Annotated in this window: 11 protein-coding genes and 1 tRNA gene; all 12 read right to left on the bottom strand. The window is 68.4% G+C overall.

Features of this window, described 5'->3' with window-relative positions:
- Positions 1-1,488: a glycogen synthase GlgA gene (gene glgA, locus ACSQ3D_RS02130; RefSeq protein WP_436125769.1), complete on the bottom strand. Its 1,488-nt coding sequence runs from the start codon at positions 1,486-1,488 to the stop codon at positions 1-3.
- Positions 1,485-6,488 (bottom strand): malto-oligosyltrehalose synthase, encoded by a 5,004-nt coding sequence (treY, locus tag ACSQ3D_RS02125; RefSeq protein ID WP_436125768.1) that lies wholly within the window; start codon positions 6,486-6,488, stop codon positions 1,485-1,487. Before treY ends, glgA begins: the two co-directional genes overlap by 4 nt.
- Complete coding sequence (gene treZ, locus ACSQ3D_RS02120; protein WP_436125767.1) at positions 6,485-8,329, bottom strand: malto-oligosyltrehalose trehalohydrolase; 1,845 nt, start codon at positions 8,327-8,329, stop codon at positions 6,485-6,487. Before treZ ends, treY begins: the two co-directional genes overlap by 4 nt.
- Positions 8,326-10,587, bottom strand: coding sequence for a glycogen debranching protein GlgX (gene glgX, locus ACSQ3D_RS02115; RefSeq protein WP_436125766.1), 2,262 nt, complete (start codon positions 10,585-10,587; stop codon positions 8,326-8,328). Before glgX ends, treZ begins: the two co-directional genes overlap by 4 nt.
- Complete coding sequence (locus tag ACSQ3D_RS02110; protein ID WP_436125765.1) at positions 10,584-11,903, bottom strand: glucose-1-phosphate adenylyltransferase; 1,320 nt, start codon at positions 11,901-11,903, stop codon at positions 10,584-10,586. Before ACSQ3D_RS02110 ends, glgX begins: the two co-directional genes overlap by 4 nt.
- Before the next feature lie 16 nt (positions 11,904-11,919).
- Positions 11,920-13,815 (bottom strand): 1,4-alpha-glucan branching protein GlgB, encoded by a 1,896-nt coding sequence (gene glgB, locus ACSQ3D_RS02105; RefSeq protein WP_436125764.1) that lies wholly within the window; start codon positions 13,813-13,815, stop codon positions 11,920-11,922.
- A gap of 251 nt (positions 13,816-14,066) precedes the next feature.
- Positions 14,067-14,154 (bottom strand) — tRNA-Ser (locus ACSQ3D_RS02100).
- Positions 14,155-14,174: 20 nt separating this feature from the next.
- Positions 14,175-14,882 carry an urease accessory protein UreG gene (ureG, locus tag ACSQ3D_RS02095; protein WP_396503068.1) on the bottom strand — a complete coding sequence of 236 codons (708 nt, stop codon included), beginning with the start codon at positions 14,880-14,882 and terminating at the stop codon, positions 14,175-14,177.
- Positions 14,879-15,598 (bottom strand): urease accessory protein UreF, encoded by a 720-nt coding sequence (locus ACSQ3D_RS02090; protein WP_436125763.1) that lies wholly within the window; start codon positions 15,596-15,598, stop codon positions 14,879-14,881. Before ACSQ3D_RS02090 ends, ureG begins: the two co-directional genes overlap by 4 nt.
- A 159-nt stretch (positions 15,599-15,757) precedes the next feature.
- The gene (gene ureE, locus ACSQ3D_RS02085; protein WP_436125762.1) at positions 15,758-16,489 is read right to left on the bottom strand and encodes an urease accessory protein UreE; all 732 of its coding nucleotides are present in this window, start codon (positions 16,487-16,489) and stop codon (positions 15,758-15,760) included.
- Between the two features lie 79 nt (positions 16,490-16,568).
- Positions 16,569-17,057 carry a GNAT family N-acetyltransferase gene (locus ACSQ3D_RS02080; RefSeq protein ID WP_436125761.1) on the bottom strand — a complete coding sequence of 163 codons (489 nt, stop codon included), beginning with the start codon at positions 17,055-17,057 and terminating at the stop codon, positions 16,569-16,571.
- 11 nt (positions 17,058-17,068) lie between these two features.
- The gene (ureC, locus tag ACSQ3D_RS02075; protein ID WP_436125760.1) at positions 17,069-18,835 is read right to left on the bottom strand and encodes an urease subunit alpha; all 1,767 of its coding nucleotides are present in this window, start codon (positions 18,833-18,835) and stop codon (positions 17,069-17,071) included.
- Positions 18,836-18,945: the final 110 nt, after the last annotated feature.

Raw genomic sequence — 18,945 nt, 5'->3', positions numbered from 1 at the left:
TCAGCGTCCTTGAGGGGGCAGCATCGGTGCCTCAACTGCAGCATCGCCGGCCAGCAGGCGCGTATACAAGGCCAGATAGGGCTTGGCGGCATGCGCCCACGCATAGTCCTGCGCCATGCACCGCTTTTGCAGCGCGGCCCATTGCTGCGGCTTGCGCCACGCTGCCAGCACGCGGTCTGCCGTGGCGTCGAAGTCGGACTGCGCCATGCCCGGCATCACGAAGCCTGTGCCCGTGGCCAGGCGGCTGTCCGCGTCCTGCACCGTGTCCGCCAGTCCGCCGGTGCGCGTGACGAGCGGCGGCGTGCCGTACACCTGGCTGTACATCTGGTTCAGTCCACAGGGCTCGAACCGGGAGGGCATGAGAAAGCAGTCCGCCCCCGCTTCGATGAGGTGCGCCAGGCCCTCGTCGAACCCCAGCGTCACCTGCACCTGCCCCGGATGCGCGGCGGCCAGTGCGGTCAGCGCGTCTTCCAGGCCCGCCTCGCCGCGCCCCAGTACGGCCAGTTGTGCGCCCTGGGCCAGCAGTCTGCGGGCGCCAGCGATCACAAAATCCACACCCTTTTGCGTCGTGAGGCGCCCCACCATGCCCAGGAGCGGGCGGCTGCCGGCCTGCAAGCCGCAGCGCTCGCGCAGGGCCGCCCGGCTCAATGCCTTGGGCGCCAGGTCGTCTGCGCTGTACGGCGCTGCAATGAGCGGATCGTGCCCGGGGTTCCAGATGGCCGTGTCGATGCCGTTGAGCAAACCGTGCAGCTTGCCCGCGTGGTGGCGCAGCAGGCCATCGAGCCCGAAGCCCAGCGCGGGCTGCTGGATCTCCGCGGCATAGGTGGGGCTGACCGTCGTGATGGCGTCCGCGTACTGCAGGCCGGCCTTGAGCATCGACAGCTGGCCCCAGTACTCCACGCCCTCCGTGCCGCGGTGGGCAGGGTGCACCTCCAGCAGGTCCGCAGCGGCCATCGGAAACACGCCCTGGAACGCCAGGTTGTGCACGGTCATCACGCTGCGCGCGGTGCGGCCCTCGCCCATCTGGCGGCGCTGGTGCAGGTACAGCGGGGCCAGCGCGCTGGGCCAGTCGTTCGCGTGCACGATGTCGGCCTGCCAGCCGATGGGGGTCTCGGGCGAGCCGATGAGCGCCGCCACGCGCGCGAGAAAGCCGAACCGCAGTGCCTGGCCATGCCCGTCGGGGTCGCCCGGGTTGGCATAGGGCGTGTCGGCCGTGCCGTACAGAGCGGGGCAGGACAACAGCCACAGCGGCGGCACGCCTGCGCAGCGCACGCGCAGCAACTGCGCAGCCGGCCAGCGGCCCTGGGCGGGCAGCGCGACGATGGCGTCGAGGCTGCCATCGATCTTCATGTCGGCATAAGCTGGCATCAGCAGCGCGACATCGGCACCGCGCTGCGCCAGTGCGGCAGGCAGCGCGGCGCTCACATCACCCAGGCCCCCGGTCTTGACCAGGGGCGCGCACTCGGGCGTGGCGAACAGAACTTTCATGGAATCATGTCTTGGGTGACCAGTACGGCAAACGGCAGGCGGCTCCCGCCTGCGCCCACGGCGCCCAGCACGGCGGACAGCGGCAGGTGCTGGGCATTGTCCAGGGTCTGGCCGGTGAAAAGATCCACCCACCGCGCAGGCTTGGCAAGGGCCGGGTGGGCATCTGCCAGGCTGACCTGCGTGTCCTGCCAGTCGCCGCGGTGCTGGGCGTCCCACGCGGCCAGCAGCCGGCCGCACACCACCACCAGGGCCTGGCCCTCATGCACGCGCGCATACGCCAGGGCGTGGGACGCCGCAGGGCCTTGCACCGCCAGCGGCAGATAGATGGCATCGCGCAGCAGCGCGGCGTGGCGTGCGCGCAGCTGCAGCAGCCGCCAGGTCACCAGCTGCTTGGTGGCCGCTGGCATGTCTGCTGCCGTGCCCAGAAGGCTTGTCCAGTCGGCGGGCGTGGGGTAGTGGCCTGGCGCATACAGGGCCTGCAAAGGCTGCAGCGATGCCTGCAGCTGCAGGAAGTCCACCGGGCGCCGGTTGTCCGGGTCCACCAACGAGAAGTTCCACTGCTCGCAGCCCTGGTAGATGTCAGGCACGCCCGGCGCCGTGAGCTTGATCGCCACCTGGCACAGGCTGTTGCGAAAGCCGTACGGCGCGATGCGCTGCACCCAGGCCTGCAGGGCGTGCAGGAACTCGCCGCTGGCCAGGGCCTTGGCGATGTAGTGCCGCACCGCGTCTTCGTAGGCCTCGTTGGGAAAGAGCCAGTTGCTTTGCAGCTTGGCCTCGCGCATGGCCTTCACCATGTACCGCTCGATGCGCTCCTTCAGCATGGGCAGGCATTCATCGTCGCAGCCCGTGGCGGGCCAGATGCCCACCAGCGCCTGGAACAGGGCCCACAGGTCGTGCGCGCTGGGCGCTGCCGCATCGTCCACCGTGCGGCGAAACGGCTCTGCCGCCGCCTGCAGCGCGTGCACCGTGGCCTCCCACTCGTCCACCAGTTCGGACAACACGTTCAGCCGTGCGCGCACGTCTTCCGAGCGCTTGCTGTCGTGCGTCGAGGTGGCCAGCAGGCCGTACGGCACATGCCGGGCGCGCTGCATGTTGGCCTGGTGGAAGGCGGAGACCGGCAGTCCGAAGCGCCGCGGTTCGGCACCCACATCGTTGAGCGAGACCAGGCGCACGTAGCGGTAGAACAAGGTGTCTTCCACCGCCTTGGCCATCACCGGCGCGGTGAACTGCTGCCACCGCCGCACGAAGTGCGCGCGCAACTCGGGTGCAGGGCCGTCTTCGCCCATCAGCACCGCGCGCACAAAGGCCAGCACGCCGCCTTCGGCCGTGCCCAGGCGCCTGCGCGCTGCCGCAATGGCCCAGTCGATGTGCTGCACATCGATGGCACTGGGCGCCGCGCCGCCCGGCACGACGTAGGTGCGGTACACCGGGAACTGCGTGGCCACTTCGACCAGGGCCACCCGCAGCTGGTTGCGGGTGAAGTCGCAGGCGCGCCGGTCGGCCCGCGTGATCTGGCTCAGGGTGCTCACCAGCCACGCCAGGTCGCTGAACAATGCGGTCTCGATGATGAGCCGCTTGCACTCGCGCGCTGCGTCTTCGAAGGCCAGGGTGTGACCGGTGAACCCCAGGTAGACCGCATCGAAGCGGTCCTGTGCATCGGGGTCGACGAACACTCCGTTGACCAGCCGCGAGAAGCGGTATCCCGTGCCGCCATGCACCTGCCAGTCGGCGGGCAGGGGCTCGTGCTCGGCCATGATCTTCTCGACCACGATGTACAGCGCGCGCGGCGGCAGGCCTTGCGCCTGCAGCAGGCCCTGATAGCGCTGCTGCAGCCGCGTGAAGTACTGCGCAGGGTCGGCCAGGCCATCGGGGTGGTCGATGCGCAGGCCGCTGACCTTGCCCTGCGCCAGCCAGCGGAAGGTCAGGGCGTGCACGGCATCGAACACCTCGGTGTTTTCCATGCGCACCGCGGCCAGTGCATTGACGTCGAAGAACCGGCGGTAGTTGATGTCGTCGCCAGCCACCCGCCAGTCCGCCAACCTGTACGCCTGGCCCTGCAGCAACTGGTCGAGCAGGTCGAAGCTGGCCGCGTCGCCCGGCGTTCCGTTCACCCGCGCCAAGCTGGCGTCGATCCAGTCGCGCACCCAGGCCAGGCGCGACGCAAATCCGGCCAGGCGCTGCTGGTGCACGGTGGCATCGCGCAGCCGGGTGGTCCGCAGCGCCGGCTCCGGCGTGTCGTGCGGGGGCAGCAGGCCCAGGGCATCCACCAGCGAGTGCACGGCGGCGAGGTCGTCCTGCCCGGCCCCGGGCGTGGCCGCCACCGGCAAAGGCACCGCGCCGAGCACCAGCGCGTAGCTGCGGGGGTCGAGCGGGAAGGTGCGCTCCCAGTACGCCACGGCAAAGCGCCCGGTGTCGCCATCGAAGCGCACCTGCAACTCGCCAGACTCCAGCACCTTGCCATAGTGGTCGCCCAGCACGGGCAACAGCACGCGGTGGCGCGTCTGTGGATTGGCGGGGTTCCATTCGATGTCGAACGTCGTGGCGTGCGGGGACGACATGCCGTGCTCGAGCACGTCGCGCCACCAGCGGTTGCCGGCATCGTCCACACCCATGTGGTTGGGCACCGTGTCCAGCAGATGGCCCATGCCGTGCTCTGCCAGGGCTGTGCACAGGGCATCGTGATCGTCGTCGGTGCCGATCTCCGCATTCAGGCGGGACGGGTCGACCATGTCGTAGCCATGGGTGCTGCCCTCGGTGGCCTGCAGGTAGGGCGAGGAGTACAGGTGGCTCACCCCCAGCGCGTGCAGGTAGGGCACGGCGGCACGCGCCTGCGCGAAGTTGAAGTCCTTGTGCAACTGCAACCGGTACGTGGCGCGCGGGATGTCCGCCGTGTGCAGCGCAGGCAGGGCGCTCTCGGTGCTGTGCAGGCCTCCGCGCTCCTGGCGCACGGCTGCGCTGATGGCCGCAAAGAACGGGCCGGCAGGCAGTTGCTCCAGCGTGCATGCCATGCGGCGGCGCCAGTTGGGGTGTACGTCGTCGGTCGTGCCCGGCACGTTGGGCTGCTCGCGCTGGCCCAGCAGGTCCTCCAGCTGCACACCCACCAGCATGCAGGGCGTGCGTGCCAGGTAGCGGTGCACGGCGGCGGCCAGCGGCGGCGTCATGTCGGGTGCGGACAGCGCGTCCACCGTGATGCCCTCGGGCAGCAGCCCTTCGGCATCCAGGGCGGCCAACAGCTGCGTGCGGTCCTGCGCGCGCGCCAGCACGCTGCGCACATGCGCATCGTTGTCGAGCCAGCCCAAGGACGCCTGTACCGCGACGTCGCTGGCAGTCCAGAAGCCCGCCAGCGTGGGCAGGTCGTGGGTGCTGACCACCGCCAGCGCCGCCGTGGGCCACTGCGCCGGTGGGCGAAACGCGCCGCCCTCCAGCCGTTCGAAGATGAGCGGGCGGTAGGACAGCAAGGCGCGCTCGGCCGACGCTTCGCGCATCACCGGCGCGACATTGCCCAGGTCTTCGCCGATGACCATGCAGCGGTGGCGGTGGCTTTCGATGGCCACCACCGCCAGCAACGGCTGCAGCGGATAGTTCACATAGGTGCCACCTTCCGGGCTGGTCCAGAACAGGCGCATCAGCGCCATGACGTGGTCCATGCGCAGGGCACCGGCCGGTGCCATCACTGCAGCCAGCATGCGCTGGAACGGCAGGTAGTGTGCGGCGGCCAGGGCGACCGGATTGACCGGCGGCAAGCCCCAGTCCTGGCCCTGCGTGCTCAGCGGGTCGGGCGGGGCACCGATGTTCATGCCGCGTGCGTGGAGCGCCTGCCCGACCCACGTGTCCGTGCCGCCATCTGCCGCGCCCACGGCCAGGTCGCAGTACAGCCCGATGGGCATGAGCTTGCGTGCGCTGGCACCGGCCTGCGCCAGCTGATCATGTGCGATCCATTGCAGCCACATGCGGTAGGCCACATCGTCGGCATGCTCCAGCACCCAGGCCTGCACAGCGGCACCCTGCGGGTCCCGCAGGTCCTGGGGCCACGCGGGCCAGCCCCACACCGCGGCATCGCGCGACTGCAGCGCGCACTGGATCGCTTCGTAGCGGGCGTGGGGCTCCAGCGTGGCTGCATGCTCCGCCCGGAACTGGTCGAACGCCGCGCCGCGGGTGGACTGGGCGGCCCAGGCCGTCCGCCGGAAGGTCTGCCACAGCCGCGAAAGAGCCGCGTCCTTAAGCGAGGCCACCGCGGTGTAGTCGACCGACGTGCTCTGCTGCGCGGCCTGCAGCCGGGCGTTGAAACCGGGGTCACGGCACAGCTGCTGCGTGTCTGCGCAGTGCAGGTATTCCGGTACCGCGGTCACGTCGATGTGGTGCACATTCAGCGCCAGCCGGCTGCTCGGGCTGTAGGGGCTGGCCGCCTCGGGCTGCCCCGGGCGCAGCGCGTGCACGGGGCTCAGCCCGACGAAAGCAGCGCCTTGCACCGAGGCCAGCGCTACGCACTGCGCCAGGTCGGAGAAGTCGCCAATGCCCCAGCTGCGCTCGGACCGCAGGGAATACATCTGCGCGGTGATGCCCCACCAGCGTTGTCCCTGGCGCAGCCCGTCGGGCAGCCAGCACTGGGCTGGCGCGACGAGGACGGTGCGGTCAACGCCCGCATTGCTGCGCAGTTGGTAGTACCCGGCAGGCAGCGAGTCGGGCAGCTCTGCGGCACTGCCGTGGCCGCGAAGGCGCGGCGCGTCGGTGGGGTGTTCCAGGTCCAGCAACTGCCAGTCGCCCGCGGCGGCCAGCGCGACCTGTGCAGTACTGCCCGCAGCCACCACCACGGTGTCGGCGAGCAGGGCGGCATCGGCATGGGGGCCCATGGCGCCGAGTGCGCGCTCCATCACCTGCGTGCTCACCGCCACGGTTTCGCCCCAAAAGCCCGAGTACTGGTCGGCAATGCCCGCGCGCCGGGCGCGCTGCAAAAGGTCGGCCGACGGCGCGTCGGCCGCAGAGGGCCTGTCAAAACTCATGCGAATCCTTCAGTACAGGTCCAGCGGGCGGACCAGGGCTCCCAGGCCCGTGGCGCGCCCTGCTGGCCCTCGATCCATCGGTGCTGGAAGACGGCGACACCCTCGGGGGCCGGCGGCGCATCGTGCAGGCGCTCAGGGCCCAGGTTGATCTCCAGCCACCACTGCATGCCCTGGCCATAGCGCCATCCCACACGCAGCCCGTGGGCTCCCACGCGTTCGGCAGTGTGGTCCAGGTTGCGCAATGCGCGGGCATGCGGCAGCAGCCAGTGGCGCCGCACTTCCAGGGCCTGGCGCACCAGTTCGCTGCGCTGGCGCGCGGCGGGCGTTTCCGCCTGGGACCAGTCCAGCTGGCTTGCGGCCAGGGTGGCCGCATCGCAGGGGTCGGGCAACGCCGCTGCGCCCGACAGGACATGGCTGAATTCGCGCTGGCGCCCGCTGCGCACCGCGTCGCGCAGCGCGCCCTCCCAGTTGGCAAAGTACAAAAACGGCGTCGTCGCGCCCCACTCGTCGCCCATGAACACCATGGGCGTGGCGGGTGTCAGCAGCGACAACAGCAAGGCCAGCTCCACGGCAGGCCCCGGCACCAGCATCGACAGGCGCTCTCCGAACGCGCGGTTGCCGATCTGGTCGTGGTTGCCGATGAAGTTCACCAGCAGCGACAGCGGCAGTGGCGCGTCGGCATCCGTCGCCGGACGGCCGTTTGGAAACGCAAAGCCCTGCGTGAGCACCCGGGCCAGAAGGTCGATGGGGTCTGCCGCGAACTTGGCGTAGTAGGTGTGGGTCTCGCCGGTCAGGGCCACATGCACCGCGTGGTGGAAGTCATCGTTCCACTGGCCGTCGTAGTGGCCCGAGGCAGATGCCGGCTGGGCCAGCCGGGCGGGCTGGTTTTTCTCGTTTTCAAGGACCAGGTGCACATGCCGGTCGGTGGCCTGCGCCAGCGCATGCACCCGCGTGCTGATCTCTTGCAGGATGTCGGGGTTGCTGTCGTCGGCAATGGCGTGCACGGCGTCGAGCCGCAGGCCATCCATGCGGAACTCGTCGATCCAGTACAGCGCGTTGTGCAGGAAGAACGCACGCACCACCTCGCTGCCTTCCAGGTCGAAGTTGATGGCGCGCCCCCAGGGGCTGTCGTGGCGATCGGAGAAGAAGGCCGGCGCATAGGTGTGCAGATAGTTGCCGTCCGGCCCGAAATGGTTGTAGACCACGTCCAGGAACACGCACAGCCCCAGCGCGTGGGCGGTGTCCACGAAGCGCTTGAGGTCGTCCGGTGTTCCATACGCCGGGTGGGGCGCGAAGGGCAGCACGCCGTCGTAGCCCCAGCCCCATTGGCCGCCGAACGTGGCCAGGGGCATGAGTTCGAGGGCGGTGAACCCCATCGCAGCCAGCCGGGGCAGGTGTGCGGCTGCGGCGGTGTAAGTGCCCTGCGGCGTGAAGGTGCCTATGTGCAGTTCATAGAACACCAGCTCGTGCCAGGGGCGGCCGCTCCAGGCGGTCTGCTCCCAGGCATAGGCGCTGGGGTCGGACACCACGCACAGGCCGTGGGGCCCGTCCGGAGCCTGGCGGGCGGCAGGGTCGGGCACGCGCGTGTCGCCATTGATCAGCCACTGGTAGCGCGTGGATGCCGTCGCTTGCGCCAGCCCGACATGCCACCAGCCGCCCGACAGGCGCTCTGCCGCCGTGTGGTCCAGGGCACCCTGGTTGCCGTCCGGCGCATGCACCAAAGCCACTTGCGACGCCGCAGGCGCCCACAGGCGAAAGTCCGCCCCGGCACGCCGCCGGCGAAGCCGGGCACCGAACGGCATGGGGTGGCTCACATCCGGCGGCTCTGCAGGGCTGTTCATGGGGGCGTCGTCTCGGTGCCTTTTTTGTCGATGCCGCGCGATGGCGCCGTGAATGCGGCCATGGAGTGTGGCAGCAGGGTGTAAGCCGCGCCAGCGTCGATGGCCACAGGCGTTGCGCCTGGAGCCCCCTCCGGTGCGTCAGCCTGTGCGGGGGCGGTGCCCTGCGTGCCTTGCACCTTGGTCACCTGCGCGTCGCGGGTGTCCAGGCGCAGCGCCCAGCGCCGGCCGTCCGGGTCCGCTGGCAGCGTGAAAGTGGCTTCGTCGCCGGAGGCGTTGAAGAGCATCAACAAAGAGTCCTCGTGCTCGCGCGTGCTCTCCATCAATGCCGACACGCAGCGCACGGCCGGGTCGTTCCACTCGTCCGGGGTCATGGACAAGCCCCACACGCTGTACCACTGCACAGCCACGCAGGGAGCAATGTCGGCCGCATGGTGCGGCCATGCTGCCAGTCGCACCACCGGCAGGCTGCGCCGCAGCGCGATCAGGTCTGCGGTGAAGGCCTGCAGCTGTACATGGCCCGAGGCCCGCTCCCAGTCGAACCAGGACAGGTCATTGTCCTGGCAGTAGCCGTTGTTGTTGCCGCGCTGCGTGCGCCCCAACTCGTCCCCGCCCAGCAGCAGCGGCGTGCCGTGCGACAGGAACAGGGTGGCCAGCAGGTTGCGCGTCTGGCGCTCGCGCAGGGCCAGGATGTCCGCGTCGTCGGTGTCACCTTCGGCCCCGCAGTTCCAGCTGCGGTTGTGGTCTTCGCCGTCGCGGTTCTCTTCGCCATTGGCGTCGTTGTGCTTGCCGTTGTAGCTCACCAGATCGGCCAGCGTGAAGCCGTCGTGCACCGTGACCAGGTTGACGCTGGCCGTGGGGCTGCGGCGGCGCGGCTCCAGCATGTCGGCAGAGCCGCACAGGCTGGCTGCGAAGGCGGGCAGGCTGGCGTCTGCGTTGGTCCAGTAGTCGCGCACCGCGTCGCGGTAGCGGCCGTTCCATTCCATCCAGCCGGTGGGGAACCCGCCCAGCTGGTAGCCGTTGATGCCCAGGTCCCAGGGCTCGGCGATCAGCTTCACGCGCGACAGCACCGGGTCCTGCGCGATGGCGGCAAAGAACGGGGCGCGCCACGTGAACTCGCAGGCGGCGTCGCGGCCCAGCGCGGAGGCCAAGTCGAAGCGGAAGCCGTCCACATGCATCTCTTGCACCCAGTAGCGCAGGCTGTCGAGCACCAGGCGCAGTGCGGGGGGGCTGCTGGTGTCCACCGTATTCCCCGTGCCGGTGATGTCGGCGCAAAAGCGCGGTTCTTCGGCCAGGCGGTAATAGGCCGCGTGGTCGATGCCCTTCAGGCTGAGCGTGGGCCCCAGGTGGTTGCCTTCGCCCGTGTGGTTGTAGACGACATCCAGGATCACCTCGATGCCGGCGGAATGCAGCGCCTTGACCATGGCCTTGAATTCGTCCACTCCGCCGTCGAGCGCCTGCGCAGCCTGGGTGGCGTACCGGGGCTCCGGCGCGAAGAACGCGATGGTGTTGTAGCCCCAGTAGTTGGCCAGCCCCAGTTCGATGAGCCTGAGGTCGTCCACGAACGCCTGCACGGGCAACAGCTCCACGCTGGTCACGCCCAGTTGCTGCAGGTGTGCAATGGCCGGTGCACTGGCCAGTCCCGCGTACGTGCCCCGCTGTGCCTCGGGCACATCGGGCATGGTCTGGGTGAACCCCTTGACGTGCACCTCGTAGAAAACCGTGTCGTTGGGTGCCACGCGCGGTGGCTGGTCATTGCCCCAGTCGAAGCGCGAGCGCACGACGCGGGACTTGGGTGCCGTGCGGCCGTTGTCGGCGGTGGCGGGGGCCAGGTCCTCATCGTCATGGCCGAGCTGGTAGCCGAACTGGTCGGACGCGCCGCGCACAGGTGCCGCCAGGGCCTGGGCATAGGGGTCGATCAGCAGCAGGGCAGGGTTGCAGCGCTGCCCCTGGGCGGGATCGTAAGGGCCGTGCACGCGCAGCCCATAGGCCTGGCCTGGGCGCAGGCCGTGCACAAAGCCGTGCCAGACGTCGTCGGTCAGCGCTGGGAGCGCAATGCGCTCGGTCTCGCTGCCGTCCGGCGCGAAGAGGCAGACCTCCACCGAGTCGGCGATGCGCGAGTAGACCGCGAAGTTGACGCCCTGGCGGTCGGCCGTGGCGCCCAGTGGCCAGGATCGTCCAGCCTCCACCCGGTGGCGGGTGGCGCGCGATCGCTTGGCGGAGCCGGTGGATGGTCCCGTGGTGGACACGTCGTACTTCATGCTGCAGCCCGGAATTCGCCGTCGAACATGGCCGTCGACGACGCTCGGGCGGCGGGAGCGCGCAGGCGGCCGACCGCGCCCATGGTGCCGTCGGCAGTGCCGCGCGCAGGGAAGAAATTGCGCGGAACGACGACGATGCCGCTGGGCGTGACGTGAAAGCGCTTGCGGTCCGCCTCCATGTCGAAGCCGATGCGTTCATGGCCGGGTATGTCGTTGTCCTGGTCGATGATGGCGCGGCGGATGCGGGCCCCGGGGCCGATGCGTGAGCGCTCCATGACGATGCAGTGCTCCAGATGCGCGTTGCGTTCCACCAGCACGGAGCGGCGCAGCATCGCATGGTCGAGCGACGCGCCGTCCACGATGCTGCCCGAGCCCACGACCGAGCGGTGCAGCACGCCATTTTCGATCTGCGCAGACTCGGCCTGGTCGGGGCTCGCGTAGATGGGCCAATGCCTGTTGGTCATGCGAAAGCGCGGGGTGGCGCCCAGGGTGTCGAAGTGGGCATCGAAGTAAGCGTCGATGGTGCCCACGTCGCGCCAGTAGCCGTGCTCCTCATACGCCGCGGTGCCGGGGATGGAGTTGGTATTGAAGTCATACGCCATGAGGCGGTGCGATTGCAGCATGGTCGGCAGGATGTCGCGGCCGAAATCGCTGTGCCCGGTGGCGTGGGCCTTGCGCAGCGCGTCGAGCAGCACGTCGGCGTTGAAGAGGTAGTTGCCCATGGAAGCCAGCGTATGGGTGGTGCTGCCCGGCATGGGGTCGGCCGATGCCGGCTTTTCCACGAACTGGCTGATGCGGTGCTGCGAGTCGATCTCGACGATGCCGAACTGGTTGCTTTGCGCCAGGGGCACGGGCAGTGTCGCCACGCTCACATGCGCATTGGTGGCGCGGTGAAAGTCCACCATCTGGCGCACGTCCATGCGGTAGATGTGGTCTGCACCGAACACAGCCACGATGTCAGGCTGGAAGCTCTCGATCAGGTGGATGTTCTGATAGACCGAATCCGCCGTGCCCTGGAACCACTCCGGACCATTGCGCATCTGTGGCGGCACCACCGTCACGAAGTGCTGGGGGATGAAGCGCGTCATCGTCCAGGACTGGCGGATGTGCTCGATCAGCGACTGCGACTTGTACTGGACCAGCAGGTAGATCGAGTAGATCTCCGAGTTGACCAGGTTGGACAGCACGAAGTCCACGATGCGGTGCTTGCCGTTGAAAGGTACTGCAGGCTTGCAGCGTTCAGCAGTGAGAGGGTGCAAGCGGGAACCCTCCCCACCTGCCATGACAATCGCCAGTACGTTGGTTGTGCGTGACATCGGTGCGCTCCAGTATCTATGTCAATCGGTGCCCCGCAGGGCGGTTGGAAAAGAAAACACTGGCCAGCGGCGGCACGGTGATGCGCATGCTGGCGGGAAGGTCGCCCAAAGGCTCGGCAATGGCCACGGCCGTGCCGGCGTTGCCCACGCCGCTGCCGCCGTAGCACGCGGCGTCGCTGTTCAAGATTTCGTGCCACATGCCGGCCTGCGGCACGCCGATGCGCACGCCGTACAGGGGGGTGGGGGTCAGGTTGTGCACCGCCAGCACCGTGTCGTTGCCCGCGCGGCGCAGCATGGCCAGCACCGTGGTGTGGTGCGGCTCCATGGGGGCCCAGGAGAAACCGGCCGGATCGAAGTCGTGCAGGTGCAGCGCGGGCAGCGTGCGGTAGGCGTGGTTCAGGTCGGTCACCCAGCGCGCCACACCGCCGTGCAGCGCCTTGGCCCACAGGTGCCAGTCGAGCGTGCGCTCGTGGTGCCATTCCTCCACCTGGCCGAACTCCCCACCCATGAAGAGCAGCTTCTTGCCGGGGTGCGACCACATCAGGCCGTACAGCGTGCGCAGCCCCGCAAAGCGCTGCCACTCGTCGCCGGGCTGGCGCATCAGCAGGCTCTTCTTGCCGTACACCACCTCGTCGTGGGAGAGCGCCAGCACGAAGTTTTCGTCGAACGCGTAGACGGCCGAGAACCGGATGTCGCCCTCATGCCACTGGCGATGGACATGCGCGCGCTGCATGTAGCGCAGCGTGTCGTTCATCCAGCCCATGTTCCACTTCGTGCCGAATCCGAGCCCGCCGCTTGGCACGGGGCGCGAGACACCGGACCAGGAGGTCGACTCCTCGGCCATCATGTGCACGTCGGGGAAAGATTCGCTCACCGCGCCGTTGAGGTCGCGCAGAAACTGCACCGCCTCCCAGTTCTGGTGGCCGCCGTCGGCGTTGGGCAGCCACTGCCCGGGCTCGCGTGAAAAATCCAGGTACAGCATGGACGACACCGCATCCACGCGCAGGCCGTCGAAGTGGTACTTCTCCAGCCAGAACAGTGCACTGCTGATGAGAAAGTCGCGGACCTCGTAGCGACCGTAGTTGAAGATCAGGCTGTTCCACTGGGGGTGAAAGCCCTTGCGCGGGTCCTCGTGCTCGTACAGCGCCGTGCCGTCGAAGCGGGCCAGCGCATGCTGGTCGGACGGAAAATGCGAGCCCACCCAGTCCAGGATCACGCCGATACCGTGCTGGTGCAGCGTGTCGACGAACGCCATCAGGTCCTGCGGGTCGCCGTACCGCGCCGTGGGTGCGAAATAGCCCGTCGTCTGATAACCCCAGGAGCCGTAGAACGGGTGCTCCGCCACGGGCATGATTTCCACATGCGTGAAGCCCATCGCTTCGCAGTGCGCGGCCAGCCGGTGGGCGATGTCACGGTAGTTGAGCAGCCGCCCGTCTTCGTGCCGCTGCCAGGACCCCAGGTGCACTTCATAGATCGACATCGGGCTGCTGGCCGATGGCCGGTGGCCGCGCGACGCCATCCATGCACGGTCGCCCCACTGGTAGTCCAGCCGCCAGACCTGCGACGCCGTGCCGGGCGCTGGTTCGGCGCGCAGTGCATAGGGGTCGGATTTCTCGGTCCACACGCCGTGAGCGTCCTGCACACGGTACTTGTACAGGTCCCCCACGCGGACCGCATCTGCCGCACCGACCCAGACCCCGGAGCCATCGTCCAGCAGCGCCATGGCCGCGGGCTGCCACCCGTTGAACTCGCCGATCAGATCTACGCGCCGTGCATTGGGCGCCCAGACGCGGAAAGTGGTTTGGGTGGAGGTGTGGTGCGCGCCCAGCCAGTCGAACTGCCGGTAGCGAGATGCAGCCGCCGAAGGCGGAGTCGGCACGGAGGCCTGCGGGGGCGTGTGGAGCGGCGGCATGGGTATGAACTCGTTGGAGTCCATGCTCTGCTGCAATGCAACACGAAGTTGCAGGAATTTACAGGGTGACTTTGTAGGCGGGGGACTACCCAGGTTTGGAGGGTGCTGGCAGGGCACCTGCCAGCGCTTTTCAGGGCTCTGGTAAACAGCCTCTGCGGCACCTTGCTCGGTGGCGGGTACGTGCCGTGACAGCCCGGCCGCGGGCAAAAAAAGCACCCGGCATAGGGTGCTTTTTTACATTTTTTGCCTTCTGGCGGAGACGGTGAGATTCGAACTCACGGACGGTTGCCCGTCGGCAGTTTTCAAGACTGCTGGTTTAAACCGCTCACCCACGTCTCCGGGCACGGAAGCTGCGGATTCTAGCCGACGGAGGGTGCTTGTTTTTTCAGCATGCCGCGCGTCTCGATGAACTTCACCACGTCCGCCACGCCCGTCAGGGTCTTGAGGTTGGTCATCACGAACGGCTTGAGGCCCTGGGCTGTGGTGCGCATGCGGGTGGTGTCGGCGTGCATCACATCCAGGTTGGCGCCCACGTGGGGGGCCAAGTCGGTCTTGTTGATGATGAACAGGTCGCTCTTGGTGATGCCGGGGCCGCCCTTGCGGGGGATCTTCTCGCCGGCGGCGACGTCGATGACGTAGATGGTCAGGTCGCTGAGCTCGGGGCTGAAGGTCGCGGCCAGGTTGTCGCCGCCGCTTTCCACGAAGACGATGTCGGCATTGGGGTGCTCGCCCAGCATGCGGTCGATGGCTTCGAGGTTGATGGAGCAGTCTTCACGGATGGCGGTGTGCGGACAGCCGCCGGTCTCCACACCCAGGATGCGCTCGGCGGGCAGGGCGCCGCTCACGGTGAGCAGGCGCTGGTCTTCCTTGGTGTAGATGTCGTTGGTGATGGCGATCAGGTCGTAGTCGTCGCGCATGGCCTTGCAGAGCATCTCCAGCAGGGTGGTCTTGCCCGAGCCCACCGGGCCGCCGATGCCCACGCGCAGGGGCGGCAGCTGCTTGGTGCGGTTCGCGATGTGGTGCAGGGCGGTGGCGGAGGTGCTGGAGGTACTGGTGCTGTTGGTCATGATCGGAAGAGGCGTGAGTACTGGGTTTCGTGCTGGGCCGACAGGATGGCGAGCATGGGGGAAAAAGCCTGGCGTTCGCTGTCCATCAGGCCGATGGCGTGGTCTGCGGCGGCAGGGATCGCGTCGGCCAGGCGGGCCAGGATGCGCTGGCCGGCGCTTTGGCCCAGCTGCATGGATTTGAGCGCGGCCTGCACCATGTTCTCGGCCCAGCCGAAGGCGTAGGCCAGCAGCACGTCGCGCACGGGCGCTTGTGTCATGGATGCCGCCAGTGCAAAGGCCACGGGGTAGGTGGGAGGAAGGGCGGCCAGACATTGCACGGCGGGCATGACCTGGTCATCGCCCTGGTGCTGGTTGCGCAGCCAGTCGGCCATGGAGCGGCCCATCTGCTCGGTCTGCAGGCGCAGCTCGCTCGTCTCGCGGGTGTGCAGCACCCAGTCGTTGAGCTCACGCACATGGGCCAGGTCGCCGCCGTCGCCACGCCGCCAGGCGCCCACGGCCTTGGCGATCAGGGCCATGTCGCCGCGGGCCTGGGTGATGTGCAGCTGGTCCAGCAGCCATGCGCCGACGGCGGCTTCGCTGTCGATGCCGGCGTTTTCAATGGCGCTTTCCAAGCCCTCGGAATACGAGAAGCCGCCCACCGGCAGCGCGGGCGAGGCAAGCCAGATGAGCTGCAGAAGGCTGGCGGCGGGCAGGGGAGCGGGGCGGTCGGGGCGCACGGGCAGGGGCTCAGGAGTCCGGTTGGGCAGGCGTGGGTGCAGGGCGCACGGCGCGCGGTGCCCTGGCTTCGACAGGCTCAGCCCGAACGGAAGGGAAGGTGCAGGCGCGGGTGCAGGTGCAGGTGCAGATGCAGATGCAGATGCAAACTGTGGCCATGATCAGTGGTCATGTCCGTGGTTGCAGTGCGGGCCGTGCACATGGCCCTGGGCCTGCGCCACCACGGGGATGGCCACGGTGCGGCCGCGGGCGGGGGCTGCGGGCTGCGATGGATCGGCCTGATGGTTGTGGTCATGACTGTGGCCGTGATCGTGCGCCGGGGATGGCGACGCTGCCTGTGCGTGGCTGTGTCCTTGATCGTGCCCATGGGCATGGTCATGATCGTGGTCATGGCCTTCATGCCTATGCCCGCCATGGTGATGGTGCCCGCCGCCATGCCCCGCAGCGTAGGCGCCGCCTTCGGGCTCGAAGGGCAGGTCCTGCGCCTTCACGATGAGGTGCATGGCGCGCAGCATGTCGGCCAGCACGTGGTCGGGTTCGATCTTGAGGTGGTCGGGCTGCAGCTCGATGGGCACGTGCCGGTTGCCCAGGTGGTAGGCGGCGCGGGTCAGGTCGAACGGGGTGCCGTGCTGCGTGCAGTGCGTGATGACCAGCACGGGCTGCGGCGCGGCGATGACGCGGACCATGGAGCCGTCTTCGGCCACCAGCACGTCGCCGCCGCGCACCAGCGTGCCGCGCGGCAGGAAGATGCCCAGCTCGCGCCCGGCGGAGTCGGTGGCGGCGAAGCGGCTTTTCTGGCGCACGTCCCAGTCGAGTTCGATGGTGGTGGCGCGCTTGATGAGGACCGGGGCCAGGCCTTTGCCCTGGGGAATGAGTTTGGAGGCTTGGATCATGGAAGGGGTGTCGTTGTGGCGTGCGGCAAAACGCGCATTGTGGCCCGGCGGGATGGTGGCGGGGCGGCGTGCGTAGCCACTACAGCGGGCGGGTCATGAAGAAGCTGTACGGGTCCAGGCGGTAGTCGGCAAACGGGCCGCATTCGACAAAGCCGTGCTGAAAGTACAGCTTGCGCGCGGGTGCAAAGAAGGGCTGCGGCCCGGTCTCCAGGCTCACCTGGGTGTGGCCGCGTGTGCGGGCCTCTTGCAGCAGGTGGTTCAGCAATTGGCGGGCGATGCCCCGGCCCCGGTGGTGGGCGCTGGTGCGCATGGATTTGAGTTCGGCATGTGCGGCGTCCAGCCGCTTGAGCGCGCCGGTGCCCACCAGCACGTCGCCGCCCGCATCCGGCAGCCAGGCCGACCAGAACGCGATCCCGCGCTGGCGCAGCTGGTCCATGTCCAGGGCGTGCACGCTCTCCGGTGGCGAGGTGGCGTACATGTCCTGCAGGTGTTCCTGCATGAAGGCTTCGATGCGCGGGTCGCTCAGGTCGTCCAGGCGGATGTGCAGGTCTTGCAGCACGGCATTCACGGGGCGTGGCCTCAGAACAGGAAGTAGCGCTGCGCCATGGGCAGCACGGTGGCGGGCTCGCAGGTCAGCAACTGGCCGTCGGCGCGCACGGTGTAGGTCTGGGCGTCCACTTCCATCTTCGGGGTGTAGCTGTTGTGCACCATGTCGCGCTTCCTGATGCCGCGGATGTTGTGCACGGCGGACAGCGTCTTGCGCAGGCCGAAGCGCTCGCCGATGCCGGCATGCAAGCCCGCCTGCGACACGAAGGTGAGCGACGTCTTGGCAATGGCCCCGCCGAACGCGCCGAACATGGGCCGGTAGTGCACCGGTTGCGGCGTGGGGATGGAGGCGTTCGGGTCGCCCATCGCCGCCATGGCGATCATGCCGCCCTTCAGGATGAGCGCGGGCTTCACGCCGAAGAAGGCGGGCTTCCAGATCACGATGTCGGCCCATTTGCCCACTTCGAGCGAGCCCACCTCGTGGCTGATGCCGTGGGCGATGGCGGGGTTGATGGTGTATTTGGCCACGTAGCGCTTGATGCGCGTGTTGTCGTTGCGCTGAAGGGCTTCGACAGGCTCAGCCGGGCCCTTCGACGGGCTCAGGGCGATCGGGGAGGGGGCCAGCCAGCCGCGCTGCACCTTCATCTTGTGCGCGGTCTGCCAGGTGCGCAGGATGACTTCGCCCACGCGGCCCATGGCCTGGCTGTCGCTGGACATCATGCTGATGGCGCCCAGGTCGTGCAGGATGTCTTCGGCGGCGATGGTCTCCTTGCGGATGCGGCTTTCGGCAAAGGCCAGGTCTTCGGCGATGCTGGCATCGAGGTGGTGGCACACCATGAGCATGTCCACATGCTCATCCAGCGTGTTCTGGGTGTAGGGCATGGTGGGGTTGGTGGACGATGGCAGGAAGTTGTCCTCGCCCACCACGCGCAGGATGTCGGGGGCATGGCCGCCGCCCGCGCCTTCGGTGTGGAAGGCGCAGATGCCGCGCCCGCCCACGGCCGCGATGGTGTTCTCCACAAAGCCTGATTCGTTGAGGGTGTCGGAGTGGATGGCGACCTGCGTGTCGGTGGCCTCGGCCACGTCCAGGCAGTTGCTGATGGCCGCAGGCGTGGTGCCCCAGTCTTCATGCAGCTTGAGGCCGATGGCGCCCGCGCTGATCTGCTCGTGCAGCGCGTCGGGCAGGCTGGCGTTGCCCTTGCCAAGGAAGCCCAGGTTCATGGGGAAGGCGTCGGCCGCCTGCAGCATGCGCTCCATGTTGAAGGGGCCGGAGGTGCAGGTGGTGGCCAGCGTGCCCGTGGCGGGGCCGGTGCCGCCGCCCAGCATGGTGGTCACGCCGCTGGCCAGGGCCTCGTCGATCTGCTGCGGGCAGATGAAGTGGATGTGGCTGTCGATGCCGCCCGCGGTGACGATGTTGCCCTCGCAGCTGATGACCTCGGTGCCGGGGCCGATGATGATGTCCACGCCCGGCTGGGTGTCGGGGTTGCCGGCCTTGCCGATGGCCGCGATGCGCCCCGCGCGCAGGCCGATGTCGGCCTTGACGATGCCGGTGTGGTCGACGATGAGGGCGTTGGTCAGCACCGTATCCACAGCCCCTTGCGAGTTCATGCGCTGGCTTTGCGCCATGCCGTCGCGGATGGTCTTGCCGCCGCCGAACTTCACCTCTTCGCCGTAACTGCCGGCGCGCAGGGTGTAGTCGGCCTCCACCTCCAGGATGAGTTCGGTGTCGGCCAGGCGCACGCGGTCGCCCACGGTGGGGCCGAACATCTCGGCGTAGGCGCGTCGTCCAATGGTTGCCATGGTGGGGTGCTCCGCGAAAACTGGATTACTATGCTTTTGATAGCTGCTAGCGCTTATGGATCAAGCGGTAGCGGCTGTTTTAGTCAATATTTTTGCTACCGGCATGCCCC

This window comes from Acidovorax sp. LjRoot117, from assembly GCF_964252695.1.
Classification (GTDB): domain Bacteria; phylum Pseudomonadota; class Gammaproteobacteria; order Burkholderiales; family Burkholderiaceae_C; genus Acidovorax.
This window is presented reverse-complemented; position numbering and strand designations above follow the sequence as displayed.

Bases quoted from the DNA above. Each gene is read 5' to 3' on its own strand.
- glgA (WP_436125769.1), bottom strand. From the start codon at position 1,488: ATGAAAGTTCTGTTCGCCACGCCCGAGTGCGCGCCCCTGGTCAAGACC.
- treY (WP_436125768.1), bottom strand. From the start codon at position 6,488: ATGAGTTTTGACAGGCCCTCTGCGGCCGACGCGCCGTCGGCCGACCTT.
- treZ (WP_436125767.1), bottom strand. From the start codon at position 8,329: ATGAACAGCCCTGCAGAGCCGCCGGATGTGAGCCACCCCATGCCGTTC.
- glgX (WP_436125766.1), bottom strand. From the start codon at position 10,587: ATGAAGTACGACGTGTCCACCACGGGACCATCCACCGGCTCCGCCAAG.
- ACSQ3D_RS02110 (WP_436125765.1), bottom strand. From the start codon at position 11,903: ATGTCACGCACAACCAACGTACTGGCGATTGTCATGGCAGGTGGGGAG.
- glgB (WP_436125764.1), bottom strand. From the start codon at position 13,815: ATGCCGCCGCTCCACACGCCCCCGCAGGCCTCCGTGCCGACTCCGCCT.
- ureG (WP_396503068.1), bottom strand. From the start codon at position 14,882: ATGACCAACAGCACCAGTACCTCCAGCACCTCCGCCACCGCCCTGCAC.
- ureE (WP_436125762.1), bottom strand. From the start codon at position 16,489: ATGATCCAAGCCTCCAAACTCATTCCCCAGGGCAAAGGCCTGGCCCCG.
- ureC (WP_436125760.1), bottom strand. From the start codon at position 18,835: ATGGCAACCATTGGACGACGCGCCTACGCCGAGATGTTCGGCCCCACC.